This is a genomic window from Rhizobium sp. ZPR4 (genome assembly GCF_040215725.1).
Taxonomy (GTDB): Bacteria; Pseudomonadota; Alphaproteobacteria; order Rhizobiales; family Rhizobiaceae; genus Rhizobium; species Rhizobium rhizogenes_D.
The window spans coordinates 495993-519488 of sequence record NZ_CP157967.1 but is presented as its reverse complement, the minus strand read 5'-3'; the positions used below and the strand labels follow the sequence as shown (position 1 = coordinate 519488).

Below are 23496 nucleotides of genomic sequence, written 5' to 3'. Positions count from 1 at the left end.
AACAAGGAGACTCGCATGAACAAACAGAGACTGCTCCTCTCCGCCGCTGCGGCAGCCTTCGTCGCCTTCGGCATCGCCCGTCCGGCCTCCGCCGAGACGCTCGATGTCGTCGCGTCCTTCACGGTGCTTGCCGATGTCGTCAAGCATGTCGGCGGCGACCATGTGAAAGTGTCGAGCCTCGTCGGCCCGAACGGCGATCCCCATGAATTCGAGCCCTCGCCGGCCGATGCCAAGACGCTGAACGCCGCCAAGGTCGTCTTCGTCAGCGGCGAAGGCCTGGAAGGCTGGATGGACCGGCTGATCAGCGCCTCCGGCTACAAGGGAACGCCTGTTGTCGCTTCCGAGGGTATCAACACCCGCACGATGGTCGACGACGGCAAGACGGTCACCGATCCGCATGTGTGGAACAGCCCGGTCAACGTGAAAATCTGGGTCGCCAATATCGAAAAGGCTTTGTCCGCTGCCGATCCGGCCGACGCCGCCGATTTCAAGGCCAATGCCGAACGCTATACGAAGGTTCTGACCGAGCTCGACACCTATGCGCACGGCAAATTCGACAAGATCCCGGATGATCGCCGCAAGGTGCTGACAAGCCACGACGCCTTCGGCTATTTCGGCCGCGAATACAAGGTCAGCTTCCTGTCGCCGCTCGGCGTCTCCACGGAAACGGAAGCTTCGGCCGCCAACGTCGCCAAGCTGATCGAGCAGATCAAGACCGAGCATGTGAAGACCTATTTCTTCGAAAACTCGAACGATCCCCGCCTCGTCAAGCAGGTCGCCAAGGCAACCGGCGCCGAGCCCGGCGGCGAGCTTTATGTCGAGGCTCTCTCCAAGTCCAACGGGCCGGCTTCGACTTACGAAAAAATGTTCCGTTATAACGTTGACCAGCTCGCCGCAGCGATGGCGAAGTCGAGCTGACCATGGAATGAGTGTGGTCGCAGGCATGGATTGCCGGCGATCCCACCGCTTAAATGTTGAAGTCGAAGACCATCAGGCCGGCCAGACCGCCGTCCGTGGACGAAACGATACGCTCGCCGACGGCGACGTGATCGGGATGCACCAGATAAGCATCGCGCGCTTCCGCACTCTCGAACGTGACGACAAATCCATCGGCGAAGCCGCCATGCAAGCCCTCCGGCGAGACATTCGGCCCGTGTTTCACATCGACAATGCCGGGAATGACCTTCTGCAGTGCGACCACCGAGTCGAAGAGAGCCCTCTTCTCTTCCGATGTCATGGCGGATTTGAGCCGAAGGAAAACGCAATGCAGGATCATAGGTGAGCCTCCTTTGGAGCCTTTCCGCTTTTCTTTGAATGCGAAAATGCTCTGTCCATTTGTTTTTACGCAATTCCGGCCGGAAAACCGCTACGCACTTTTCCTGGAATTGCTCCAAAATCGCGGCCAGCATAAAGGGAAAGGGCAGCGGGGCAAGGCGCTGCGGCAGTGATTTCAGACCTCTGTGCCGCAACGGCTGCGGCGCGACCTCATTCAACCCAGCAGATGAGCTTTGGCTGTCGCAGTGATCTCGCGTGTCAGTTCGGCAAGCCGGTCGGCCGCGAAACGGTTCACTTGCCAATATAATGGAATGTCCAACGGCGTGCCCGGGATCAGCTCGACCAGACGCCCGGTCTCCAGATGCTCCCGTATCAGCTGGATGGGATTCATCCCCCATCCCATGCCTGAAAGACTGGCGTCAACGAAGCCTTGGGTCGAAGGCAGCCAGTGGCTCGGATAGGCGAAGTCCTCACCGAATGTCTGGCGTATCCACCGGCTTTGAAGCCTGTCCTTCTGATTGAAGGTCAAGGCCGGCGCGTTCCGGATCGCTTCAGGGGTAACGCCCCTTGCAAAATGCCGGGCCATGAAATCGGGGCTTGCCGTCGCATGATACCGGAGCGCGCCGAGGGATGTGCGCCGGCATCCCTGGATCGGCTTCTCCAGGCCGGTGACGGCTGCAATGACCCGCCCGCGCTGCAGCCATTCGGCGGTATGATCCTGATCATCGATGGCGATATTCAGCAGATAGGGGGAGCGTTTGGCAAAACCCGATATGGCCTGCACGAACCACGTCCCGAGGCTATCGGCATTCGTGGCTATGTGAAGCGTGACCCTTTGTTTTGGTTCACCCGGATCGACGAGGGCCGGCAGGTGCCCGAACAGCTCGTCTTCGAGCATGCCGACATTCTCCATATGGCGGCAGAGCCATTCGCCCTTCTCCGTCGCGGTGCAGGGACTGCCCCTGACGATCAGGACGATGCCGAGGCGTTCTTCGAGCTGTTTCACCCGCTGCGAGACGGCCGAAGGCGTGACGTTGAGAATGGTGGCCGCCTTTTCGAAGCTACCTGTCTGGACGACGATGGAAACGGCACGGAGAGCGGAATAGTCAAGCATGGATTAGTTTCTCTTAATCAAGATTAGCAACATTAATTAGCCTACATCCACTTATGTCGATACCGGAAATGCTCATTGGTTTTGGAGCATTTCGGCAGGCATGAATTTTTCGATCTATATGACGGGCCTGATGATGGGGCTCAGCCTGATTGTCGCGATCGGCGCGCAGAACGCTTTCGTCCTGCGTCAAGGTCTTCGCAACGAGCATGTGTTCGCAGTCTGCCTTGCTTGTGCGCTTTCCGATGCCGCGCTCATCGTCCTCGGGGTGACGAGCTTCCGCCAGATCTCCGCGCTATTGCCCTGGCTCGATCCAGTGATGCGCTATGCGGGAGCGGCGTTCCTCGTCTGGTATGGAGCCAAGAGCCTCTATTCCGCCTTTCGTTCATCCGCGGTGCTTGCTGCCGGAGAGACGAAATCATCCAGTTTTCGGCAGACACTTGCCATGTGCCTGGCGCTCACCTGGCTCAATCCGCATGTCTATCTCGACACGGTCGCTCTGCTTGGCACCATCTCGACCCGGTTTCCGGGACATGAGGTTTCATTTGCGGCGGGTGCCATGACGGGCTCTTTCCTGTTCTTCTTTTCGCTCGGCTTTGGCGCGAGATGGCTGAGGCCGATCTTCGCGAAACCCTCGTCCTGGCGCATTCTGGAAACACTCATCGCCTTTACCATGTGGATGATCGCCACCAAGCTGCTGAGCGGAGTATGAGATTTGCGACGGCTTCATGGATGCGCATTCGCATGAAGCGGCTTGAGAACATCCGATATTCCGATCGAGGACATATGGCTATCATCGGCGGCTGTGCGATGTTAGGCATAGGCGAATTCGGCCCCTGCCTTTCGGGACAACCGGCTTTCTATCCCCGCCATTGTCCGGAGCCTGACAGAGAAGGAAGACAGTCGTGACGCTTTTTACCGGCCTTTCAGCCTTTCCGATTACCCCGACCGATACTTCCGGCCGCCTGGACATTGCAGCGCTCACGCGCCTGCTCGAGCGCATCCGTCTCGCTGGCGCCGACTCCATCGGCTTGCTCGGCAGTACCGGCGGTTACGCTTTTCTTTCACGCGACGAGCGCCGTCGCGCCGTGCAGGCGACAATTGCCAGCGTCGGCGGCAAGATCCCCGTCATTGTCGGGGTTGGGGCGCTGCGAACCGACGAGGCGCAGGCATTGGCGCGCGATGCCAAGGCCGCCGGAGCGGACGGGCTGCTGCTAGCCCCCGTGTCCTATACGCCATTGCTTGAGGAAGAGGTCTACCAGCACTTCGTTGCCGTCGCGGAAGCCGGCGACCTGCCGCTCTGCATCTACAACAATCCCGGCACGACGAAATTCACATTCAGCGATGGACTGATTGCCCGGCTGGCAAAGGTGGCGAATATCGTGGCGGTGAAGATGCCTCTGCCGCAACGGGGCGATTTCAAGGAAGAGATGTCGCGTCTGCGCCAGGAAACGCCAAAGGGCTTCGCCATCGGCTATAGCGGCGATTGGGGAGCGGCGGCCGGGCTGCTGGCCGGTTCGGACGCCTGGTACAGCGTGGTCGCCGGCCTGCTGCCCGCCGAGGCACTGGCGCTCACAAGGGCGGCCCAAGCCGGCGATACCGCCGAGGTCGAACGGCTTGATCAAAAGTTCCAGCCGCTATGGAACCTGTTCAAAGAGTTCGGCAGCTTCCGTGTCATGTATGCGATTGCGGAAGCGCTCGACCTTTGCCGGGTCGATCCACCGCGCCCGATCCTGCCGCTCTCTGCAGCCGAAAAGCCGCGAGTGAAAAGCGCGCTCGATCATATTCTGACTTGACCGCTTCGGCGCGACGCAGCAATTTCCACCCTATCGCAAGCGGATCTACTTCCGCTTGAAAGGCTCCATGCCCTTGCGCGCCAGCTCGTCGGCCCGCTCGTTCTCCGGATGGCCGGCATGACCCTTGACCCAGTGCAGCGTCACTTTGTGCCTGTTATAGGCCTCGTCCAGCGCCTGCCAGAGCTCGGCATTCTTCACCGGTTTCTTGTCCGCGGTCTTCCAGCCGTTCTTCTTCCAGCCGAAGATCCACTTGGTGATGCCATCCTTGACGTAGACACTGTCGGTGTAGAGATCGACTTCGCAAGGGCTCTTCAGGGCTGATAGTGCGGAGATCGCCGCCATCAGCTCCATGCGGTTGTTGGTCGTATCCGCCTCGCCGCCGGACAGTTCCTTTTCCACCTCGCCGTAACGAAGCACCGCGCCCCAGCCGCCGGGACCGGGATTGCCGGAGCAGGCGCCGTCGGTGAAGATATCGACGTGCTTCATGCCTTCAGCCCATATTCGGCTGATGAGGCGATCTGGCGGTGGAAGCGCAGCTTGCGCAGATATTCGATCGGGTCCTTCTTGGTGACCATCGCGCCGGCCGGCGTCGTCAGCCAGTCATAGAGGCGGGTCAGGAAGAAGCGCAGCGCCGAGCCGCGTGCCAGCGTCGGCAAGGCGGCGATTTCCGCCTCGCTCAGCGGCCGCACGCTCTGATACCCCTCGAGCAACGCCATGCCCTTGGTGATGTTGTAGGCGTGATCCTTCTCGAAGCACCAGGCGTTGAGGCAGATCGAGACGTCATAGGCGAGCTGATCGTTGCAGGCGAAATAGAAATCGATCAGGCCGGAGAGCATGTCGCCTAAGAAGAAGACATTGTCCGGAAAAAGATCGGCATGGATGACGCCTTCGGGCAGATCCTTCGGCCAATGCTTTCCGAGGAAATCAAGCTCGCCGCGGATCTCATCCTGCAGGCCGGCTTCGACTTCGTCGGCGCGCGCCTCGGACTTTTCCCAGAGCGCCTGCCAGCCGTCGAGCGACAGTGCGTTCGGGCGGCGGATCTCGAAGCCCTCGCCGGCAATGTGCATGGCGGCCAGCGCCTTGCCAACTTCGCGGCAATGATGCGCCTCCGGCTTGCGCAGCCACATGCCTTCGAGGAAGGAGATCAAAGCCGCCGGGCGGCCGGAGAGATGGCCGAGCAGGGCGCCATCGCGGCGCGGCAGCGGCAGTGGGCAAGACAGGCCGCGGCTTGCCAGGTGCTGCATCAACCCCAGGAAGAACGGCAGATCGCCCTTGTCGACGCGCTTCTCATAGAGCGTCAGGATCAGCGGATCGCGGCTCGTATGCAGCAGGAAGTTCGAATTCTCGACGCCCTCGGCAATGCCCTTGTAGGAGAGCAACTCGCCGACATCATATTCGGTCAGGAACCACTTCAAATCGTCTTCGGTAATATCGGTATAAACGGCCACGAACTATTCCTTGATACACGCTGTCCACCGTCACCATCAGCCCTCGTGGTTCGAGACGGCCCCTTCGACAAGCTCAGGAGGGCCTCCTCACCATGAGGGCTGATCTTTGGCGCTAGGTGGCGAAACTCTTGTCCTCTCACCCTGAGGTGCCTTGTCGATGCAGCGTAGCGCAAGCGGCAAGGCCTCGAAGGGCGAGATGGCCCTCTCATTCGCCGTTGACGAAAGCCATGTCTGCTGTCGTCAGCTCTATACTGCGAAGCTCGCGATTGACGAGGAAATTCTCGGTTTCCTTCACAGTTTCAGCAAGTTCCACCACAGCATTGTAGCGGGCGCGGAAGGCTTCGATGATCTCATTGACGATGACTTCTGGCGCAGATGCACCAGCCGAGAGGCCGACCGTCTCGATATCGCCGATATTGTCCCAGTCGATCTCCGAGGCGCGCTGGACGAGAACGGATTTCTTCGCCCCTGCCCGGAGCGCCACTTCGACGAGGCGTTTGGAGTTGGACGAATTCGGAGCACCGACGACGATGAAAAGATCGCAGCCGGGAGCCGCCTCCTTCACCACTTCCTGGCGGTTGGTGGTGGCATAGCAAATCGAGTCGGCGGCCGGCGCCGTGAGATTGGGGAAGCGCTCCTGCAGCCTTGCAATAACGCCGGCGGTATCGTCGACCGAAAGCGTCGTCTGCGTGACGAAACCGAGATTGTCGGGATCAGCCGGCTCGTAGACGTCGGCATCCTCCACCGTCTCGATCAGCGACACGGTACCCTCGGGCAGCTGGCCCATGGTGCCGATCACTTCCGGGTGACCGGCATGGCCGATCAGCACGACGTGGCGGCCAAGGCGATTATGGCGCATGGCCTGCTTGTGCACCTTCGAGACCAGCGGACAGGTGGCATCGAGATAGAAGAGATTGCGCGCATCGGCATCGGCCGGCACGGATTTCGGCACGCCATGGGCCGAGAAAACGACGGGCTGGGCGCGATGCTCGGCCGGGATTTCATCCAGTTCCTCGACGAAGATGGCGCCCTTGGCCTCCAGCCCCTCGACGACATAGCGGTTGTGAACGATTTCGTGGCGAACATAAACCGGCGCGCCATAGGCCTTCAGCGCCAGAACGACGATCTGGATGGCGCGGTCGACGCCGGCGCAGAAGCCGCGCGGCCCGCAAAGCCGGATGGTCAGGTCAGGTTTGGAAACGGCTATGTTCATATCTCTTCCGAAATGCGCGACAATGGCTGAGCCATAGATAGGGCTCCCCTGCCGCCTGCTCCATTCAGTCCGCATGATTTTATCGAAAACCGCTGCGCACTTTCGGGATCATGCTCTAGCCGAATATTCCATCGAAATGAAGCTATTCTATTGCATGTCTCTATTGTGAGGGTGCGTCCGGATGGCGCTTGCGCCACCAGGATATCGCCACGATTGCCGCCAGCGCCACTGCCAACCCATACCATGTCACCGCATATTGCAGGTGATTGTTCGGCAGATCGATGATGGTAACACCGCCAATGGGCAGGCCTGCCGGATTGGGCGTCTTGTCGGCATCGATGAAGAACGGCAGCACCTTGTCCTTCGGCAGGCCGACACTGGACGCCATGACATCCAGATCCTTCCAGAAGAAGATGTTCTTGCCAAGATCATTGTCCGGCATGCCGTCGGGCCGCTCGGTAAGTTTGGCGCGGGCAAGGCCGATAACGGTCTGTTCGCCGGTCAATTCACCCTGCTTGCGTTTTTCAGGCTCCTTGGCCTCGGTAGGTACGAAGCCTCTGTTGACGAAGACGTAGCGGCCATCGTCCAGCTGCAAAGGCGTATAGATGTGATAGCCGGGATCGCCGTCATAGGTAGCGAGGAAATGCCGCTCCTTATCATTGAGGTAGTGGCCGGTCGCCGTCACGACGCGATATTCGATGTCGCCGCCGGATGTCGCCATCGTCTCGATCGCCGACAAAGGTACGGCGGGTGCGTCCTTGCGAGCGGCGATGTCGGCCAGCAGCCCTTCTTTCCACTGCAATCGCTCCACCTGCCAGGTGCCAAGCCCGAGCAGGATGACCAGCGCAGCGAGAAGAAGCAGTGCCTTGCCTATCTGCCACAAGAGATTGGCGCGGCGCACGGGCACTGCGGACTCAGTCACGGTGTACACGCCCTTCGCTGGCATTGTTGCGATACTGGAGCGCGATCAGAATGCCCTTGCACCAGCGCAGGGATAAAAGCGACAGGATGATCGTCAACGGCGCGAACAGCACTATGTAGACCCACACCGGCGGCGCATAATTGATCTGCATCCACAAGACCGAGCCGATGACGATGAAGCCGACGATCAAGATGACGAAGACAGCCGGGCCGTCACCGGCATCCGCAAAGGCATAGTCGAGATCGCAAGCGGCACAGCGCGGCTTCAGCGACAATAATCCGTTGAAGAGCTTGCCTTGGCCGCAACGGGGGCAACATCCCTGTATACCGACCTTGAACGGATCAACGGGCGCAAAGAGAGCGCTGTCGCTATGGGATGCCTCTTCCGGCGTCTTGTCTTGCTCTGAGGTCAAAGTTCTATCTCGATCGGCTACCATTGCGGGCGATCATGTGAATCCCGCCCCCTGTCATTATAACTAGCCGCGATGCGCGCATCCGTCCAATCGAAAAGCTCCCAAGCCCTCCCCATCAGCCTGAAAAACATGCGAAAAGGATTGAATTCATGGCATTCAGCGAAGGCTCGCCACCCGGCCAGATCGTCATTCTCAACGGTGCGCCGCGATCCGGAAAAAGCAGCATCGTCGAGGCGATACAGGCTGATTTCGAGGGCGTGTGGGTCAATCTCGGTGTCGACGCCTATGTGCGACACATCACGCCCGAACGCTATCGTCCGGGCATCGGTCTACGCCCCGGCGGCGAGCGGCCTGGCCTCGAACCGCTGGTTCCGCGCTTTTATGCCGCACTCTATGCTTCGATCGCCGCACATAGCCGTATGGGACTGAACGTGGTCGCCGAATTCGGCCATCACGACGCCTATTCGCAACCGCTCGGCATCCTGGCCGATTGTGCCCGGTTGCTTGCAGGGCTGCCCGTTTTGTTCGTCGGCGTGCGCTGTCCCCTCGATGTTGTGATGCAGCGGCGATTGGCGGAAGGACCGGAAAGACAAGGCACCTATGTTGCAGTCGGAGCGGATATGCCTGTCCCGGCGCCGGTCATTGCCTGGCAGGAGCATGTGCACCGGCCGGGCATCTACGATCTGGAGGTCGATACATCAGTAAAGAGCTCTAAGGCCTGTGCCGAAGAAATCCGGCAGTTACTTGCCGGAGGCCTGCCTCGTCCGACTGCATTCGAGAGAATTGCCTCAGGGGATTGAGGAAACAAAACAAAAGGCGGACGCCAAGCGCCCGCCTTTTGTTTTCCAGAGATCGATGCCGATCAACCGGCCGCGACCGGCGCACCCCAGCTGCCCCAGATGTAGATGCAGAAGAACAGGAACAGCCAGACGACGTCGACGAAGTGCCAGTACCAGGCGGCCGCTTCGAAGCCGAAATGCTGCTTCGGCGTGAAATCACCGCGGATAGCGCGAACCAGGCAAATCAGCAGGAAGATCGTACCGATCAGGACGTGGAAGCCATGGAAGCCGGTCGCCATGAAGAAGGTCGCACCATAGATCGAGTTCTTGAACTCGAAGGGTGCATGCGCGTACTCATAGGCCTGGACGCAGGAGAACAGCGCGCCGAGGAGAACCGTCAGCGTCAGACCCTGGATCAGCCCCTTGCGGTCACCATGCAGCAGCGCATGGTGCGCCCAGGTGACTGTAGTGCCCGATAGAAGCAGGATGATGGTGTTGTAGATCGGCAGGTGCCAGGGGTCGAGGACCTCAAGGCCCTTCGGCGGAAACTGGCCGCCGAGGAAGGCGGTACGCGATGCCTGGATCGCCTCGTTCGGGAACAGGCTGACATCGAAATAGGCCCAAAACCAGGCGACGAAGAACATCACCTCGGAGGCGATGAACATGATCATGCCGTAGCGCAGATGCAGCGAGACGACGCGGGTATGCGCGCCCTCATGCGCTTCCTTGATCGTATCGGCCCACCAAGCATACATGACGAAGAGAATCACGGCGAGGCCGATGAAGAACAGCCAAGGATGCGCTAGGTTCAGTCCAAATAAGTGAAACGCGCTGCCGTTCAGGTAGCGCATGAAGCCGACGCCTCCCAATGTGAGCACGAAGGCCCCTATGGCCGCGGTAATCGGCCACGGGCTGGGGTCGATAATGTGATAGTCGTGTTTTCTCTGATGCGCCTCGGCCATATCAGCAATCCCCGAATAACTTTTTCCCATATTGCTTCCGGTCAAACCGAGAAGCACTCTCCATCAAAGCTTCTTTTCCACCGGCCGCCCTGCGGCATCGTTGGATGCCACGGGCTTTGTGCCTTCCCGTGGGTAATAGGTATAGGACAATGTCAGCGCATTGATCGTCTTGGTTTCCGGAGCCTTGGCGATCTCGGGATCGACGTAGAAAACCACCGACATCTCGCGCTTCTCACCGGGCGCGAGATCCGTCTCGTTGAAGCAGAAACACTGGACCTTGTTGAAATAGACGCCTGCTTCCAGCGGCGTGACGTTGAAGATCGCCTGGCCGCGCTCCATCTTGTCCGACTTGTTCTCGATCTGGAATTTTACCTCGACCGTCTCGCCGATCTTCGGGCTCACCGACGCCTGCAGCGGCTTGAAATCCCATGGCAGGCCGGGCGCCACATTGGCGTCGAAGGAAACCTGGATCGGCTTGTCGAGAATGACGTTCGACACCTGTTCGACGCGCTGCGTCGTGCCGTTATAGCCCGTCACCTGACAGAACATGCGATAGAGCGGCACGGCAGCGGCGCACATGGCGCTCATGCCGACGACGAAGCTCAGGCACATGGCAACGACCAGCCCGTTGTTACGGCCGCCGTTTCTTGTGCTCTTTGTGACCTCCCCCTCCATGACGCCTCCTCAAACGTGTCCGGAACCGACCTTGATGATGGTGATCACGTAAAACAGCACCACCAGGCCAGCAAGCACCAAGCCGAGCGCGATGTTGCGCCCTCGCCGCGATTTCTTCTGCGCGTCCGTCAGCTTGACGACTTCGATCATAGCCAGCCTCCGGCACTGCCCGACATCAGCACGGCGATGAGCCGGTCGATCAGCAGCGCTGAAAAGATCGCGAAGAGATAGAAAATGGAAAAGCCGAAGAGCTTCTTTGCCGGCACCATCTTCACGTCGCCATCGGCCATGCGCCAGACGGCGATGGAACAGTGCACGAAGATCACGCCGAGTACGGCGGCAACGACGCCGTAGCCGAGGCTTGCAAAGCCCATGAATGTCGGCACGACGCCGACGATGGCGGTGAGCACGGCATAGACGACAATCTGGTTCTTCGTCGTCGGAATACCCGAGACATTCGGCAGCATCGGCACGCCGACGGCCTCGTAATCGCCCATCTTGAAAAGCGCCAGTGCCCAGAAATGGGCCGGAGTCCAGAGGAAGATGATGAGGAAAAGCACAATGCTTTCCATCGGCACCGTGCCCGTCACGCAAGCCCAGCCGATGACGGGCGGAAATGCGCCGGCCGCACCGCCGATAACGATGTTCTGCGGCGTCGAGCGCTTCAGCCACATCGTGTAGACGACGGCATAAAAGAAAATGGTAAAGGCGAGAATACCGGCGGAAAGCCAGTTGATCGCCAGCCCTAGGATCGTCACCGAGAAGCCGGACAGTACCAGACCGAAGGCCAGTGCTTCCGAAGGATTGATGCGGCCTGAGGGTATTGGCCGACGTGCGGTGCGGGTCATCACCGCATCGATGTCGGCGTCATACCACATGTTCAGCGCGCCAGACGCACCTGCGCCGACAGCAATGCAGAGAATGGCGATGAAGCCGAGAACCGGATTGATATGGCCAGGCGCCAGCACGAGACCGGTGAAGGCCGTAAAGACGACCAGCGACATCACGCGCGGCTTCAGAAGCTCGAAATAATCGCGCGCACCCGCTTCCGACAGGCCGGTTTCGCCTTGCTTCGCGAGCGCTTCGTGATTGTCGATGACCGTCATTCTCTCTTCCAATTGTCAGTTGAGCCGGACGCCGCTTGGCACGGCGTCCGGAAATAAGCTTACTTGATACGCGGCAGCTCTTCCCACTGATGGTGCGGCGGCGGCGACGACAGCTGCCATTCCAGCGTGGTTGCGCCATCGCCCCAGGGATTATCGCCTGCGACGCGCTTCTTCATGAAAGCATCTATAACGCCCCAGAAGAAGAAGCAAAGGCCCACGGCTGCGACATAGGAGCCGATGGAGGAGACGAAGTTCCAGCCGGCATAGGCGTCCGGATAGTCGATGTAGCGGCGTGGCATGCCCGCACGACCCAGGAAGTGCTGCGGGAAGAACACCATGTTGACGCCGACGAAGGTGATCCAGAAGTGCCAGTTGCCGATCCGCTCATTGTACATGTAGCCGGTCATCTTCGGGAACCAGTAGTACCAGGCAGCGAAGATGGCGAAGACGGCACCAAGCGACAGAACGTAGTGGAAGTGTGCCACAACGAAGTAGGTCGCGTGCAGTTCGCGGTCGAGGCCGGCATTGGCGAGCTGAACGCCGGTGACGCCACCCAGCGTGAACAGGAAGATGAAGCCAAGCGCCCAGATCATCGGCGTGCGGAACTGGATCGAACCGCCCCACATCGTCGCGATCCACGAGAAGACCTTGACGCCCGTCGGAACGGCGATGACCATCGTCGCGAAGACGAAATAGCGCTGCGTGTCGAGCGACAGGCCGGTCACATACATGTGGTGAGCCCAGACGACGAAGCCGACGGCGCCGATCGCGACCATGGCATAGGCCATGCCGAGATAGCCGAAGATCGGCTTGCGCGAGAAGGTGGAGATGATGTGGCTGATCATGCCGAAGCCGGGCAGGATCAGGATGTAGACTTCCGGATGGCCGAAGAACCAGAAGAGGTGCTGGTAGAGCAGCGGGTCACCGCCGCCTTCCGGCGCGAAGAAGGTCGTGCCGAAGTTGCGATCCGTCAGCACCATGGTGATGGCGCCCGCCAGAACCGGCAGCGACAGGAGCAGCAGGAAGGCGGTGATCAGAACCGACCAGGCAAACAGCGGCATCTTGTGCAGCGTCATGCCAGGAGCGCGCATGTTCAGGATCGTGGTGATGAAGTTGATCGCGCCGAGGATCGACGAGGCGCCTGCAAGGTGCAGCGCGAAGATCACCAGATCGATCGCCGGACCGGGGTGGCCGACCGTACCCGACAAGGGCACATACATCGTCCAGCCGCCGCCCGCGCCGTAAGCGCCCGCCGGACCTTCGACGAACATCGAAAGGATCAGCAGCAGGAAGGCGGGAACGATGAGCCAGAACGAAATGTTGTTCAGGCGCGGGAAGGCCATGTCCGGCGCGCCGATCATGATCGGCACCATCCAGTTGGCGAAGCCGCCGATCATCGCCGGCATGACCATGAAGAAGATCATGATCAGCGCGTGGGCGGTGACGAAGACGTTGTACATCTGCTTGCCGCCGTCGATCGCGGCATCGCCCGAAAAGCCGTAGACCATCGACGCCAGACCGCTGAAGATCTGGATGCCGGGCTCCTGCAATTCCATGCGGATGGCAACGGACAGAAGGAAGCCGATCACGCCCGCGAAGATCGCGAAGATCAGATAGAGCGTGCCGATGTCCTTGTGATTCGTCGAAAACAGCCAGCGGTCCGCGAAGCTTTGTTTGTGGGCGTGATGATCGTCATGCGTGTGAGCGTCGTGAAGATCATGCGAGTGATCGTCGTGTGCCGTGGATCCAGCCATTGTTCCTATCCCCTCTTACTTCGCCGTGTTTTCGGCGACCTTGACGGTCGTCGGTTGGTCGACGGCGGCCATCAGAGCCTTGTTCGCCTTGCCGACATCGGTTGCCGCAGCGGCCAGCCACTGCTTGTACTGATCATCGGAGACGACGCGGATGGCGATCGGCATGAAAGAGTGATCCTTGCCACAGAGCTCGGAACACTGCCCGTAGTACAGGCCTTCTCGGTCGGCATTGAACCAGGTTTCGTTCAGGCGGCCCGGAATGGCGTCGATCCTGACACCGAAGGCGGGCATGGCGAAGGAATGAATGACGTCGGTCGGCGCGGCCGTGACGAGGACGCGCACGTTCTTGCCGACAGGCACGACCATTTCATTGTCGACGGCGAGAAGCCGCGGATATTTCGACTTGTCGTCCTTGCCGGCGGCAGTGCGGTCCTGCTCCTTCAGCATGAAGGAATCGAAGGCGACCGGCGTCGCGCCGCTGCCCTCATACTCATAATTCCACTGCCACTGCGTCGCCGTCGCCTTGACGGTGACGTCTATCTTCTCTGGGAACGTCAGCTGGTCGGTGAGAAGATTGAAGGAGGGAATGGCCAGGAAGAGAAGAATGAGGACCGGTCCGATAGTCCAGATGACCTCGATCAGCGTGTTATGGCTCGTCTTGGACGGAACCGGATTCTTGGACGCCCGGAACTTGACCATGACCACCACTAGGAGGACCAGAACCAACAGCGTGATCGGAATGATAAACCAAAGCGTGTATGCCTCAAACCAGCGGATTTGATGCATGTTGCCGGTTGCCGCCTGCTGCATACCGGTTTCCCAAGGTCTCGGCTGATCGGCGTAGCTAGCTGTCGCAAAAAGCAGACAGATCATAGCCGCCAGAGCCGCGTAAGCTCTCTTAATCACGATGTCTCTCCCTCCAGCGTTTGATCCCAGATCTTCCTCAAACGCAGTATCCCTACAATCCATTGCGCTTCAAACCACAGTTTGGGGTGCTCCGCAACAACTCAAGACATTTGTTAGTGCGGCATTTTTGCGCGAATATCCCCCCATGCTTGTCCCGGACATGGCAAGCATTTCATCATCATACGAAAAATTGCATCGCGGTCCATGGCGCCGCCGGGACAAAATGGAGTAGACGTCGTATTTCCGCCGTAGTCGGTTGGAATCCAGCAGCCGGGGCTTTTCATTTGCCGGCCTGGGCTTCAACAATAGCGGCACTGATTCGAATCTAGAGGTTTCCATGGGTTTTCGTTCCCTCGCCCGGCTTTTGCTTGTTACCGGCAGCGTCGCTGCCGCAGTCGCCGCGCCCGCATGGGCGCAACAGGCACAGCAGACTCAGCCGCCGGCGCAGCAGACCCAACAGTTGCAGCCCCAGCAGCAAGGCCAGCCGCAGCCGCATACGCAGCAGGTTCCGACGAGCCAGGTTCCACAACCGCCAGGTACGGTCCGTTCCAGCCATGGCGCGTGGTCCGTCGTCTGCGACAAGCCGGCCGGTGCTTCGACTGAGCAATGCGCGCTGATGCAGAACGTGATCGCCGAGGATCGTCCGGAAATCGGTCTTTCCGTCGTCGTGTTGAAGACTGCCGACCGCAAGTCCAAGATCCTGCGCGTTCTGGCGCCGCTCGGCGTGCTGCTGCCGAACGGTCTCGGCCTCAATATCGACGGCAAGGATATCGGCCGCGCCTATTTCGTGCGCTGCTTCTCCGATGGCTGCTACGCCGAAGTCGTGCTCGAAGACGAATTGCTGAAGACGCTGCGCAGCGGCGCCACGGCAACCTTCATCGTCTTCCAGTCGCCAGAGGAAGGCATCGGCATTCCGGTCGACTTGAAGGGCTTTGCGGAAGGCTACGACGCCCTTCCCTGATCGGATGGGCCTTGCTCTTGCGCGGTGCGAAGCCTACATCGGCTCTGAACGGAGCACCTGACCCATGAATACCGATCTCCTTACTCTTTTCGATGCCGATGAAGCCAAGCTGCGCGGCATCGTTGCCGAGGCGCTATCGGGCGCCGATGACGGCGAGCTCTTCGTCGAGCATATCCAGGCCGAATCGTTGACATTCGACAATGGCCGGATGAAGGGTGGCAGCTTCAACACCGAACAGGGCTTCGGCCTTCGCGCCGTTGCCGGCGAAGCGGTGGGCTATGCCCATGCGGGCGATCTTTCTGAAGCCGCGCTGAAGCGCGCCGCCGACGCCGTGCGTGCGGTGACATCGGGCTATGCCGGTTCCTATGCGGCTGCGCCCCAGCGCACCAACAAGGTGCTCTATGGCGACGAGAACCCGATCGGCACGCCGAGCTTCGAGGAGAAGGCGAAGCTCCTGCAGCGGATCGACAGCTATCTGCGCGACAAGAACGACAAGGTGCGCCAGGTGACGGCATCCATCGCCGCGAGCTGGCAGGTGGTCGACATTCTTCGCGCCGACGGCCATCGCGTGCGCGATGTCAGGCCGATGACGCGCATCAACATCTCCGTTATCGTCGGTGACGGCGACCGGCAGGAAGCCGGTTCCTTCGGCACGGGCGGGCGCATCGGCTTCGGCGATTTCGTTGCAGCAGACAATTGGCACCACGGCGCCGACGAAGCTCTGCGTCAGGCGCTCGTCAATCTCGAGGCGATCGAGGCACCCGCCGGCACGATGGATGTCGTGCTCGGCTCCGGCTGGCCGGGCGTCATGCTGCATGAAGCCGTCGGCCACGGATTGGAAGGTGATTTCAATCGCAAGAAGACCTCGGCTTTCGCCGGCCTTTTGGGTCAGATGGTCGCCGCGCCGGGCGTCACCGTCGTCGATGACGGTACGATCGAAAACCGCCGTGGTTCCATTACCGTCGACGACGAAGGCACGCCTTCGGCCTATAACGTGCTGATCGAGAACGGCAAGCTGGTCGGCTACATGCAGGATCGGCAGAATGCGCGGCTGATGGGCATGAAGGCGACCGGAAACGGCCGACGCCAAGGCTATGCCCATACGCCCATGCCACGCATGACCAACACCTACATGCTCGGCGGCGACAAGACGCCGGACGAAATCATCGCCTCGGTGAAGAAGGGCATCTATGCCGTCTCCTTCGGCGGCGGCCAGGTGGATATCACCTCCGGCAAGTTCGTCTTCGGCTGCACCGAGGCCTACCTCATCGAGGATGGCAAGATCGGCGCTCCGATCAAGGGGGCGATGCTGATCGGCAACGGCCCGGATGCGATGAAGCGCGTCACCATGATCGGCAACGATATGAAGCTCGATACCGGCATCGGCAATTGCGGCAAGGCGGGCCAATGGGTTCCGGTCGGCGTCGGTCAACCGCATCTGCGCATGGACCAGATCACAGTCGGGGGCACCAAGGCTTAACCGCCCCGCCCACTATTCCTTGGGGCGAAAGAACCACTTTCGCTCGACGGCAGCGGGCAGATCCAGGCCGTTGCGATGCGCGAATAGAAGAATATGGCCGAGTACATCGGCCGTTTCATCGGCAAGTGCCGTCGCCAGATCCGCGTCGCTCATGCCCTTGCGCCGCCCGCGGCCGGTGATCCGGTTCCAGATCTGGACCAACTCGCCCATTTCCTCCTGGAGTTTCAGTACGAACCAATCGTCGTCGCGCTCCATGCCGTTGTCGGCGGCATAGGTCGCCGAAGCCGCTTCGAATTGCTTCATCAGATCTGACAACATCGACATCGTTCCCTTTATGTTCCAGCCATGAATGAACGATTCCCGCAAAAAAGTCGAGCCGGCGGAGATTTGCTCCGCCGGCTCGCTTCGATCCAATTGAGATTATGCTCAGCCCTTGCTCGGCAGCAGCATGCAATCGAAGTCCTTACGCTTCAAAGCAGAGCAGGCCGAACTTGCATCGTCACGGCTGGCAAAGCCGACGAAGCGGGCGCGATAAACCGTGTTGCCGCCCTTGCCAACGGCTTCGGTATAGGGCGAGGCGTTGGCGAGCGCATTGCCGGCCTTGGATTTCGCTTCGGAAAGCAAATCCTTGGCTGCCTGAGCCGTCGGGGTTGCGGCGATCTGCACCTGCCAACTGCCGCCCGCTGCCGGCTTGTTGGCAACGAGGATCTCGTCCATCGCAGCCGGGCGATCCATCGGAACAGTGACGTTCGAAGCCGCGGCAAATGCCATCGGGACGACCTCGGTACGCTTGCGCGCCGGCGCCGGTGTCGTCGTCGCAGTGGTCTGGGCATCGACATCGACGGCGACGTCGTCCGATGCGGAGGCCACTTCAACCTGTTTCGCGGCCCTGCCGCCACCGACACTCGCCAGCAGCCGCGATGATGCGACCGAGTTTGCCTTCGGCACATAGCGATCCAGCAGCGAGGCCATCAGCGCATCGCGGCCGCGCGCGGTGGCACCGCCCATGACGACGCCGATCACGCGGCGATTGCCCTGGCGCACGGCGCTGACGAGGTTGAAACCGGAGGCATTGGTATAGCCGGTCTTGATGCCGTCCATACCTTCATAGCGATACATCAGGTTGTTGTGACCACGAACGCTGTGGCCACGATAGTTGAAGCTCGTCTGCGAGAAGAGCCGGTATTCCTGGGGATAGTTGTTGATGAGCGCGACGGCAAGCGTCGACATATCACGGGCCGTCGTCCACTGCTGCATGTTCGGCAAACCGGAAGCATTCAGGAAGGTGGTGCGGCGCATGCCGATTTCGCGCGCCTTCTGCGTCATCAGCCGGGCGAAGCCGCTTTCGCTGCCGCCGAGCGCTTCCGCCATGGCGGCCGCGGCGTCGTTGGCGGACTTGATGATCATGCCATCAACGGCTTCGCGGACGGTCACCGTGCCGCCGGGCTTGAGGCCCAGCTTGGTCGGGGGCTTGGCAGCGGCGAAACGCGATACCGGGATCCGGGTGTTCCAGCTCAGCTTGCCGCGATGGATCGCCTCGAAGGTCATGTACAAGGTCATCATCTTGGTCAGCGATGCCGGATGGTTGAGGTCATCCGCATTGCTGGATGCCAGCACCTTGCCGGTCTTCGCATCCATGATGAAATACGCGCTGCCCGCGAAGCTCGCCGCAGGAGCGCCCAATAGCAAGACGGCCGCAGACAGAGCCATCAGAAGTCTTTTCATAATTGTCCCCAACCGAAAGAATGCCAACACACCGCATCAATCCCTGTATGATTTTGCGACAAAAAACCTGATACCGGTGCGATATTGAGGCAACAGCCTCGATAGTTCTTCAATTTTGCCTTTCCTGGTAAAATAAGCATTAACGCATTGGAAATTATGACAAAGATTCAGTAAGGTTTAACGGGGATGCGCTACAGCGTTGACATTGGTCAACCGGGTCGAGCCGCATGGAACAGGGCATCAAGGTCCGCCTCAAGCGCACGATGATCTCCAGCGGGCTGGAGGCTGCCGCCATTTTGAAGGGCGCGGGGCTTATGCGCGACGTTGCCGGCCTCGGCACGATATTCACCCTTCATCATGTCCGCCCTGCCCTTCCCCGGCGCTTCGCACCTAATGCGCATCTGGAGGTCTCGCCCGACTTTCTCGACCAGGTGATCGCACGGCTAAAGCAGGACGGTTACGAGTTCATCGCACTCGATGCCCTGCCCTCACGAGCAAAAAGCGCCGCCGGCAAGCCACCCTTCGTCGCCTTCACGCTCGACGACGGCAACCGGGACAATCTCGACCACGCTCTGCCGATCTTTGCACGGCATGATACGCCCTTCACCGTCTTCGTCGCCCAGGGGCTTTCGGAACGCAGCCATAGTTTATGGTGGGAGACGCTGGCCGAGATGCTTGGCCAGCTTGACCGGCTGACATTCGATTTCGGATCGGGAGAAGAGTTTCTGCCGCTCGGCAAGGACAGCCAGAAGCATGCCGCATTTGCCCGCTTCGCCGCCTTTGTCCATAGCCACGAGGAAAGCGAAGCCGTCGGCCGGATCGATGAGCTTGCCCGGCGCCACGGCCTGGAACCGCTCGGCATAGTCCGCGCATCGATCATGGATCGGAACGAATTGCGGCAGCTCGCCAGCCATCCTCTGGCCTCGCTCGGGGCACATACGGTGAGCCATCGGGCGCTCTCAAGGCTCACGGAAGCGGAGGCCGCAGCCGAGATGGCGCTTTCGGCCGATTATGTCGCCGACATCGCCGGAAAGCGGCCAACCACAATCGCCTATCCCTATGGCACGAACGAGGCCGCCTCGGCACGCGAAGGACGGCTTGCGGCGGAACTCGGCTTTTCCGTCGGCGTCACCACGCGCCCCGGCACGATCACGGCGACAAACGGCAATGCGCCGCTATTGCTGCCGCGACTATCGCTGAACGGTCATTACCAGAAGCCGCGCTATGCGTCGGCGCTCGCCTCCGGCATCCCCATGCGGCTGATGGGGCGCCGGGAAACGGCATAGGATTCAACGCATGTCGCGCAAAAGTGTGCAGCGGTTTTGCGACGACGACGTGCGCAACATCCAAAGACCTAAAGTGCGAGAAGCGAATCTGAAAGATCGCGACGAACTTTAGGGATACATCCGCACCTTCTGCCAGGCGCCTTCGGGCATATCGCGGCGAAACTCGATGCGATCGTGCAGGCGGAACTGGCGGTCGTGCCAAAACTCGATGGATAGCGGCCGGATGCGGAAGCCGGACCAGTAAGGCGGGCGCGGAATATCGCCGATGGCATAACGGGCGGTGTATTCGGCAACAGCTTTTTCCAATGCAAAACGACCTTCCAGCGGACGAGACTGCTTCGAGGCCCAGGCGCCGATGCGGCTGCCGCGAGCCCTTGTCTTATAGTACTCGTCGGCTTCCTTGTCGCTCACCACTTCAACCAGGCCGCGCAGTCGCACCTGCCGACGGAGCGACTTCCAGTGGAAGCACATGGCCGCTTTCTTCTGGGAAAGAATTTCTTGGCCTTTCTGGCTCTCGAAATTTGTATAGAATACGAATCCGTCGCTATCGAAACCCTTCAGAAGAACCATGCGGACATTTGGCAAACCATCCTTATCCACCGTTGCCAGCGCTACCGCATTCGGATCGTTTGGTTCGGTGGTCTCGGCTTCGCGCAGCCAGGACGCAAAAAGAGTGAAAGGTTCGTTCTGCTCGGTGAAGTCACCGCTTGTTAACTCGTTTTCCGACATATTAATTCAAATGCTCCGCAATTCCTAATAACCGCTGGCCCCTCTGGCTGGCCAAGATGTTCGGGTGGAAGTCATAGCAAAGTCGACCGTTCATACAAAGCGCAAGCTTGCAAAAGGCGTGACGATGGCTGTCGCCCTAGTCTCCCTTTTCACCCTTGGCGGCTGCGTCGGCGGCGGCATGGACTATCTGAGCTCTGCCAAGGTGGATCGCAGCGTCTCCACCGGCACAGTACCGACGGCTGCAGTGACGACCGACAGCATGTCCGACGAAACCACCGTGCGCAATGCCGTCACCTCGGCGGACCTTCATAAGCTCAACGGCCAGCCCATACCCTGGGCAAACACCTCTACCGGCAGTGCCGGCGTCATCGACGCCATCGTGGAAAGCAACGCCTCCGGCGTGGTCTGCCGTCAATTCCGCACCAGCCGACACTCCTATCAGGGCGTTGCCAATTTCTCCGGCAGGACCTGCCTTGTGGGCCTCGGCGAATGGCAGCTGCTCAGCTTCCAACAGGCGGGCTGACCGCCTTTCTCCCCTTCTCTCCTGCCTTCAAATCAGTCTACGCTGAGAAGCATTCCATTGTAATCGGCGCTACGGTTCCGACTGCAAATCCTAAGCATCGCCCGTTAGCGATCGGCTAACCATGCCTTGAAATGCAGGCCTTCGGCCCCCGTCCGCCGTAACGCCTGATTAGCAACTTTTCCCGCAGGATCGGCTGATCGGCGCATTAGCCTTGCCTCCCATGACAGGAAGCAGGATGGCGAAGCGCTATCAACTGGTTCTTTGCTTGGGGTGCTGCAATGGGGCTGAGCACATCCATGAATGATGGCGGGAAAGATGCGCGATCCTTACAAGGTGTTAGGCGTTAAGAAGGATGCTGGGGCGGACGACATCAAGGCCGCCTGGCGCAGCTTGGCGAAGACCGCCCATCCCGATCACAATCCGGGCGATCCGACGGCGTCGGAGCGCTTTGCTGAAATCGGCCGTGCCTATGAGACGCTGAAGGACCCGCAGAAGCGCAGCCGCTACGATCAGATCACCCAAATGGCCGAGGCAAAGGGCCAAAGCCGGGAACAGACGATCATGCAGCAGCGACAGGCGGCGCGCGAGGCCGCCGAGAGGGCCAAGGCAGCACGCGCCAATGCCGATAAGATCATGGAGGAGCTCGCTAGGGCCAATGCCCGCAAGGCAGCCGCGTCCGCCGCATCCGGCCAGAGGAGTAATGCCGCCGAATCTCCTGAAGATATGGTCGAGCGCATTTTCGGAGTGAAGACCGGCCAGGCACAGCAGGCACAAGCCACCGCCGCGGAAGCCAGCGCGCAGCAGACCGAAAAGCCGCAGGATCAACCCAATACCGCGGCACCGGAAGAGACGCAGATGGAAGAAGAGCAACTGGCAACAGCCTCGGCCGGCTCGCGCTCCGCATTCGGCATCCTCGGCTCCCTGGTGCGACGCATCACGGGCAGCAATGCGCCCGAAAAGCCGCCGGAAAAAACCCCGGAGGTCGCCGCCGAAGCCACGGTAACGCTTGACGACATGCTGAAGAGCCGCTGGATCACCGTTCCGTTGCCCGACAACCGCGAGGCGCGCTTCCAGGCGACGACGGATATCTCCAATGGCCAGGTCCTTCACCTGAAGGGCCAGGGACTGAAGCTCGCCGGAATGCTGCGCGGTGATGTCGCCGTCACCGTTCATCTGTCGACCGACGGACGCTTCACGCTCGACGGCAGCGATGTGCGCACGATATTGCCCGTGACCATCGAGAATGCGGTCCTTGGCTGCGAGACCATGGTAGAAGGATTGAACGGGCCGGTCAGGATCACGGTGCCGGCCTGGTCCGGTTCGGATCAGATCGTGCGCATTTCCGGGGAGGGCCTGCCCGACGGCAATGGCGGAAAGGGTGATCTCATAGTCGAATTACGGTTGATGCTGTGGGAAAAACCCGACGACAAGGTCACGGATCTCATGCGCAGCATGCGTGAAGGGCTTTTCCTGTGAAATTTTGGTGACAACAGCACCCTTTGTTACGATCCCTAACAGTTGATGATCTTTACGATGCTTGAACAGGGGAACGGCCTATGCCATAGGCAGGGTCATTCGAAAGTTCAAGGGAGCAGAATATGGCTCAATCCACTGGCCTCATGGCAGGCAAGCGCGGCGTCATCCTCGGCGTAGCAAACAACCGTTCGATAGCGTGGGGTATTGCCAAGGCCTGTTCGGATGCCGGAGCCGAAATCGCATTGACGTGGCAGGGCGATGCCCTGAAGAAGCGCGTCGAGCCGCTTGCTCAGGAACTCGGCGCCTTCATGGCCGGCCATTGCGACGTGACCGAGCCGGCAACGATCGATGCCGTCATCGACACGCTGGAGGCGAAATGGGGCAAGATCGACTTCGTCGTGCACGCCATTGCGTTTTCCGACAAGGACGAGCTGACCGGCCGTTACCTCGACACCAGCCGCGACAACTTCACGAAGACGATGGACATCTCCGTCTATTCCTTCACGGCAGTTGCACAGCGCGCCGAGCGAATCATGAATGACGGCGGCTCGATGATCACCCTCACCTATTATGGTGCAGAGAAGGTCATGCCGCACTACAACGTCATGGGCGTCGCCAAGGCTGCTCTCGAAGCAAGCGTGCGCTACCTCGCAGTCGACCTCGGCAGCCGCGGCATCCGCGTCAACGCGATCTCGGCAGGCCCGATCAAGACGCTCGCAGCCTCCGGCATCGGCGACTTCCGCTACATCCTGAAGTGGAACGAATATAACGCGCCGCTGAAGCGGACCGTCACGATCGACGAAGTCGGCAATTCCGCGCTCTATCTGCTGTCCGATCTGTCGACGGCCGTTACCGGCGAAATCCATCACGTCGACTCCGGCTACCACACCGTCGGCATGAAGGCGGTAGACGCGCCTGACATTTCCGTCGCAAAGGACTGATCAACAGGAAGCTGAC

The 23496-nt window shown here is 60.2% G+C and carries 26 protein-coding genes; 10 read left to right on the top strand and 16 right to left on the bottom strand.

The annotated features are described in order from the left end of the window. Window positions 1-15 precede the first annotated feature (15 nt). Window positions 16-918: a zinc ABC transporter substrate-binding protein gene (locus ABOK31_RS02505; RefSeq protein WP_174173815.1), complete on the top strand. Its 903-nt coding sequence runs from the start codon at window positions 16-18 to the stop codon at window positions 916-918. Window positions 919-967: 49 nt separating this feature from the next. Here ABOK31_RS02505 and ABOK31_RS02500 read toward each other — a convergent pair whose 3' ends face one another. Both ABOK31_RS02500 and ABOK31_RS02495 read right to left on the bottom strand, forming a co-directional pair. Next, window positions 968-1276, bottom strand: a complete 309-nt coding sequence (locus tag ABOK31_RS02500) for a Dabb family protein (RefSeq protein ID WP_174173814.1) — start codon at window positions 1274-1276, stop codon at window positions 968-970. Between the two features lie 213 nt (window positions 1277-1489). Beyond that, the gene (locus tag ABOK31_RS02495; protein ID WP_349957667.1) at window positions 1490-2389 is read right to left on the bottom strand and encodes a LysR family transcriptional regulator ArgP; all 900 of its coding nucleotides are present in this window, start codon (window positions 2387-2389) and stop codon (window positions 1490-1492) included. A 100-nt stretch (window positions 2390-2489) separates the two neighbouring features. On the opposite strand from ABOK31_RS02495, the gene ABOK31_RS02490 reads away from it, so the two are divergent. Both ABOK31_RS02490 and ABOK31_RS02485 read left to right on the top strand, forming a co-directional pair. Then, window positions 2490-3098 (top strand): LysE/ArgO family amino acid transporter, encoded by a 609-nt coding sequence (locus ABOK31_RS02490; RefSeq protein ID WP_349957665.1) that lies wholly within the window; start codon window positions 2490-2492, stop codon window positions 3096-3098. Between the two features lie 193 nt (window positions 3099-3291). Continuing rightward, entirely contained in the window at window positions 3292-4182 is an 891-nt protein-coding gene (locus ABOK31_RS02485; RefSeq protein ID WP_349957664.1) for a dihydrodipicolinate synthase family protein, read from the top strand. 45 nt (window positions 4183-4227) lie between these two features. Here the strand turns inward: ABOK31_RS02485 and rnhA are convergent, their stop codons facing one another. From rnhA to ABOK31_RS02460, 5 genes are all read right to left on the bottom strand, one after another. Then, on the bottom strand, window positions 4228-4668 hold the full coding sequence (gene rnhA / locus ABOK31_RS02480) for a ribonuclease HI (protein ID WP_174173810.1): 441 nt from the start codon (window positions 4666-4668) through the stop codon (window positions 4228-4230). Further along, window positions 4665-5630: a homoserine kinase gene (locus ABOK31_RS02475; RefSeq protein WP_174173809.1), complete on the bottom strand. Its 966-nt coding sequence runs from the start codon at window positions 5628-5630 to the stop codon at window positions 4665-4667. Before ABOK31_RS02475 ends, rnhA begins: the two co-directional genes overlap by 4 nt. Window positions 5631-5835: 205 nt before the next feature. After that, on the bottom strand, window positions 5836-6843 hold the full coding sequence (gene ispH, locus ABOK31_RS02470; protein WP_174173808.1) for a 4-hydroxy-3-methylbut-2-enyl diphosphate reductase: 1008 nt from the start codon (window positions 6841-6843) through the stop codon (window positions 5836-5838). A gap of 160 nt (window positions 6844-7003) precedes the next feature. Further along, complete coding sequence (locus ABOK31_RS02465; protein WP_174173807.1) at window positions 7004-7765, bottom strand: SURF1 family protein; 762 nt, start codon at window positions 7763-7765, stop codon at window positions 7004-7006. Further along, window positions 7758-8177 carry a DUF983 domain-containing protein gene (locus ABOK31_RS02460; RefSeq protein ID WP_174173806.1) on the bottom strand — a complete coding sequence of 140 codons (420 nt, stop codon included), beginning with the start codon at window positions 8175-8177 and terminating at the stop codon, window positions 7758-7760. The genes ABOK31_RS02465 and ABOK31_RS02460 overlap by 8 nt, the downstream gene beginning before the upstream one ends. A gap of 149 nt (window positions 8178-8326) precedes the next feature. Between ABOK31_RS02460 and ABOK31_RS02455 the strand changes: the two genes are divergently transcribed. Then, window positions 8327-8977 carry a chloramphenicol phosphotransferase gene (locus ABOK31_RS02455; RefSeq protein ID WP_349957660.1) on the top strand — a complete coding sequence of 217 codons (651 nt, stop codon included), beginning with the start codon at window positions 8327-8329 and terminating at the stop codon, window positions 8975-8977. Window positions 8978-9039: 62 nt separating this feature from the next. Here ABOK31_RS02455 and ABOK31_RS02450 read toward each other — a convergent pair whose 3' ends face one another. From ABOK31_RS02450 to coxB, 6 genes are all read right to left on the bottom strand, one after another. After that, complete coding sequence (locus ABOK31_RS02450; RefSeq protein WP_349957659.1) at window positions 9040-9918, bottom strand: cytochrome c oxidase subunit 3; 879 nt, start codon at window positions 9916-9918, stop codon at window positions 9040-9042. Window positions 9919-9981: 63 nt separating this feature from the next. Further along, complete coding sequence (locus tag ABOK31_RS02445; RefSeq protein ID WP_349957658.1) at window positions 9982-10593, bottom strand: cytochrome c oxidase assembly protein; 612 nt, start codon at window positions 10591-10593, stop codon at window positions 9982-9984. A gap of 9 nt (window positions 10594-10602) precedes the next feature. Next, window positions 10603-10743, bottom strand: a complete 141-nt coding sequence (locus ABOK31_RS02440) for a hypothetical protein (RefSeq protein WP_349959060.1) — start codon at window positions 10741-10743, stop codon at window positions 10603-10605. Then, the gene (locus ABOK31_RS02435; protein ID WP_349957657.1) at window positions 10740-11699 is read right to left on the bottom strand and encodes a heme o synthase; all 960 of its coding nucleotides are present in this window, start codon (window positions 11697-11699) and stop codon (window positions 10740-10742) included. Before ABOK31_RS02435 ends, ABOK31_RS02440 begins: the two co-directional genes overlap by 4 nt. Before the next feature lie 59 nt (window positions 11700-11758). Further along, window positions 11759-13453 (bottom strand): cytochrome c oxidase subunit I, encoded by a 1695-nt coding sequence (gene ctaD, locus ABOK31_RS02430; protein WP_349957655.1) that lies wholly within the window; start codon window positions 13451-13453, stop codon window positions 11759-11761. 15 nt (window positions 13454-13468) lie between these two features. Then, window positions 13469-14359, bottom strand: coding sequence for a cytochrome c oxidase subunit II (gene coxB / locus ABOK31_RS02425; protein WP_349957654.1), 891 nt, complete (start codon window positions 14357-14359; stop codon window positions 13469-13471). Between the two features lie 337 nt (window positions 14360-14696). Between coxB and ABOK31_RS02420 the strand changes: the two genes are divergently transcribed. Beyond that, window positions 14697-15320, top strand: coding sequence for an invasion associated locus B family protein (locus ABOK31_RS02420; RefSeq protein ID WP_112797330.1), 624 nt, complete (start codon window positions 14697-14699; stop codon window positions 15318-15320). Window positions 15321-15384: 64 nt separating this feature from the next. Then, a complete protein-coding gene (gene tldD, locus ABOK31_RS02415; protein WP_174173800.1) occupies window positions 15385-16800 on the top strand; it encodes a metalloprotease TldD in 1416 nt (471 codons plus the stop codon). Window positions 16801-16812: 12 nt separating this feature from the next. On the opposite strand, the gene ABOK31_RS02410 is transcribed toward tldD, so the two are convergent. Together ABOK31_RS02410 and ABOK31_RS02405 are read right to left on the bottom strand one after the other, a co-directional pair. Further along, the gene (locus ABOK31_RS02410; RefSeq protein ID WP_349957652.1) at window positions 16813-17118 is read right to left on the bottom strand and encodes a pyrophosphatase; all 306 of its coding nucleotides are present in this window, start codon (window positions 17116-17118) and stop codon (window positions 16813-16815) included. Window positions 17119-17226: 108 nt separating this feature from the next. Continuing rightward, window positions 17227-18525: a D-alanyl-D-alanine carboxypeptidase family protein gene (locus ABOK31_RS02405; RefSeq protein ID WP_349957650.1), complete on the bottom strand. Its 1299-nt coding sequence runs from the start codon at window positions 18523-18525 to the stop codon at window positions 17227-17229. Window positions 18526-18752: 227 nt separating this feature from the next. Here ABOK31_RS02405 and ABOK31_RS02400 point away from each other — a divergent pair, with 227 nt between their 5' ends. Continuing rightward, window positions 18753-19811: a polysaccharide deacetylase family protein gene (locus ABOK31_RS02400; protein WP_349957649.1), complete on the top strand. Its 1059-nt coding sequence runs from the start codon at window positions 18753-18755 to the stop codon at window positions 19809-19811. A 108-nt stretch (window positions 19812-19919) separates the two neighbouring features. On the opposite strand, the gene pdxH is transcribed toward ABOK31_RS02400, so the two are convergent. After that, window positions 19920-20540, bottom strand: a complete 621-nt coding sequence (gene pdxH, locus ABOK31_RS02395; RefSeq protein ID WP_174173796.1) for a pyridoxamine 5'-phosphate oxidase — start codon at window positions 20538-20540, stop codon at window positions 19920-19922. Window positions 20541-20604: 64 nt separating this feature from the next. Here pdxH and ABOK31_RS02390 point away from each other — a divergent pair, with 64 nt between their 5' ends. The 3 genes from ABOK31_RS02390 to fabI all read left to right on the top strand — a co-directional run bounded on the left by ABOK31_RS02390 (window position 20605) and on the right by fabI (window position 23480). After that, window positions 20605-21063: an RT0821/Lpp0805 family surface protein gene (locus ABOK31_RS02390; protein WP_349957646.1), complete on the top strand. Its 459-nt coding sequence runs from the start codon at window positions 20605-20607 to the stop codon at window positions 21061-21063. A 315-nt stretch (window positions 21064-21378) separates the two neighbouring features. Then, window positions 21379-22539 (top strand): DnaJ domain-containing protein, encoded by a 1161-nt coding sequence (locus ABOK31_RS02385; RefSeq protein WP_174173795.1) that lies wholly within the window; start codon window positions 21379-21381, stop codon window positions 22537-22539. Between the two features lie 122 nt (window positions 22540-22661). Beyond that, window positions 22662-23480: an enoyl-ACP reductase FabI gene (fabI, locus tag ABOK31_RS02380; RefSeq protein WP_075855547.1), complete on the top strand. Its 819-nt coding sequence runs from the start codon at window positions 22662-22664 to the stop codon at window positions 23478-23480. The last annotated feature ends 16 nt before the right edge of the window (window positions 23481-23496 follow it).

Excerpts from the sequence above, each read along its gene's own strand:
- rnhA (WP_174173810.1), bottom strand. The coding sequence starts at position 4,668 with ATGAAGCACGTCGATATCTTCACCGACGGCGCCTGCTCCGGCAATCCC.
- ABOK31_RS02455 (WP_349957660.1), top strand. The coding sequence starts at position 8,327 with ATGGCATTCAGCGAAGGCTCGCCACCCGGCCAGATCGTCATTCTCAAC.
- ABOK31_RS02445 (WP_349957658.1), bottom strand. The coding sequence starts at position 10,593 with ATGGAGGGGGAGGTCACAAAGAGCACAAGAAACGGCGGCCGTAACAAC.
- ABOK31_RS02385 (WP_174173795.1), top strand. The coding sequence starts at position 21,379 with ATGCGCGATCCTTACAAGGTGTTAGGCGTTAAGAAGGATGCTGGGGCG.
- ABOK31_RS02400 (WP_349957649.1), top strand. The coding sequence starts at position 18,753 with ATGGAACAGGGCATCAAGGTCCGCCTCAAGCGCACGATGATCTCCAGC.
- fabI (WP_075855547.1), top strand. The coding sequence starts at position 22,662 with ATGGCTCAATCCACTGGCCTCATGGCAGGCAAGCGCGGCGTCATCCTC.
- ABOK31_RS02420 (WP_112797330.1), top strand. The coding sequence starts at position 14,697 with ATGGGTTTTCGTTCCCTCGCCCGGCTTTTGCTTGTTACCGGCAGCGTC.
- tldD (WP_174173800.1), top strand. The coding sequence starts at position 15,385 with ATGAATACCGATCTCCTTACTCTTTTCGATGCCGATGAAGCCAAGCTG.
- ABOK31_RS02500 (WP_174173814.1), bottom strand. The coding sequence starts at position 1,276 with ATGATCCTGCATTGCGTTTTCCTTCGGCTCAAATCCGCCATGACATCG.
- ABOK31_RS02495 (WP_349957667.1), bottom strand. The coding sequence starts at position 2,389 with ATGCTTGACTATTCCGCTCTCCGTGCCGTTTCCATCGTCGTCCAGACA.
- ctaD (WP_349957655.1), bottom strand. The coding sequence starts at position 13,453 with ATGGCTGGATCCACGGCACACGACGATCACTCGCATGATCTTCACGAC.
- ABOK31_RS02450 (WP_349957659.1), bottom strand. The coding sequence starts at position 9,918 with ATGGCCGAGGCGCATCAGAGAAAACACGACTATCACATTATCGACCCC.
- ABOK31_RS02440 (WP_349959060.1), bottom strand. The coding sequence starts at position 10,743 with ATGATCGAAGTCGTCAAGCTGACGGACGCGCAGAAGAAATCGCGGCGA.
- ABOK31_RS02405 (WP_349957650.1), bottom strand. The coding sequence starts at position 18,525 with ATGAAAAGACTTCTGATGGCTCTGTCTGCGGCCGTCTTGCTATTGGGC.
- ispH (WP_174173808.1), bottom strand. The coding sequence starts at position 6,843 with ATGAACATAGCCGTTTCCAAACCTGACCTGACCATCCGGCTTTGCGGG.
- ABOK31_RS02505 (WP_174173815.1), top strand. The coding sequence starts at position 16 with ATGAACAAACAGAGACTGCTCCTCTCCGCCGCTGCGGCAGCCTTCGTC.
- ABOK31_RS02490 (WP_349957665.1), top strand. The coding sequence starts at position 2,490 with ATGAATTTTTCGATCTATATGACGGGCCTGATGATGGGGCTCAGCCTG.
- pdxH (WP_174173796.1), bottom strand. The coding sequence starts at position 20,540 with ATGTCGGAAAACGAGTTAACAAGCGGTGACTTCACCGAGCAGAACGAA.
- ABOK31_RS02435 (WP_349957657.1), bottom strand. The coding sequence starts at position 11,699 with ATGACGGTCATCGACAATCACGAAGCGCTCGCGAAGCAAGGCGAAACC.
- ABOK31_RS02410 (WP_349957652.1), bottom strand. The coding sequence starts at position 17,118 with ATGTTGTCAGATCTGATGAAGCAATTCGAAGCGGCTTCGGCGACCTAT.